The organism is Neoluteolibacter marinus, from assembly GCF_014904755.1.
Taxonomy (GTDB): Bacteria; Verrucomicrobiota; Verrucomicrobiia; order Verrucomicrobiales; family Akkermansiaceae; genus Haloferula; species Haloferula marina.
In genome coordinates this window covers 1-392 of the sequence record NZ_JACZFQ010000210.1, presented here as the reverse complement: position 1 = coordinate 392, position 392 = coordinate 1, and the positions used below count along the sequence as shown (strand labels likewise).

The following is a 392-nucleotide window of genomic DNA, read 5'->3' as shown; positions in this document are numbered from 1 at the left end:
GCGACTGCCTTGGTAGCCGAACCCGGCTCCCTGCTTCGACGCGGAGTGAACGTCGATGACGGTGTCGTCGACATCGACGAAGATCATTGACGCCTGTGCACTGTCCTGGTTCGTGGGCAGCAGCGGTGTGTGCGCGTTGAGGTTGGTCAGGAAGCGGGAGGAGATGGCGTCGAGTTGTCTGACGTGGCCGAAGGCGAACGAGCGGAGGAACGAGCCCAGTGTCGAAGGGGCGTAAACGCGGTCGAAGAGGTGTTTCATGCCGCCGTGGCGCAGGATGTTCATGTCATCGATCGAGTCGGCCCCGGCAGCCATTCCTGCGACCAGGGTGGCCAGTTTCGGTGCTGGGTTCGCGCCTTTGTCCGCCCCGGTTGTGGTCACGGTCAGACGGTCTT

Annotated in this window: 1 pseudogene; it reads right to left on the bottom strand. The window is 63.0% G+C overall.

The features are described from left to right. Positions 1-392 (bottom strand): annotated as a pseudogene (locus IG178_RS24515) (IS1380 family transposase); the annotation flags it as partial.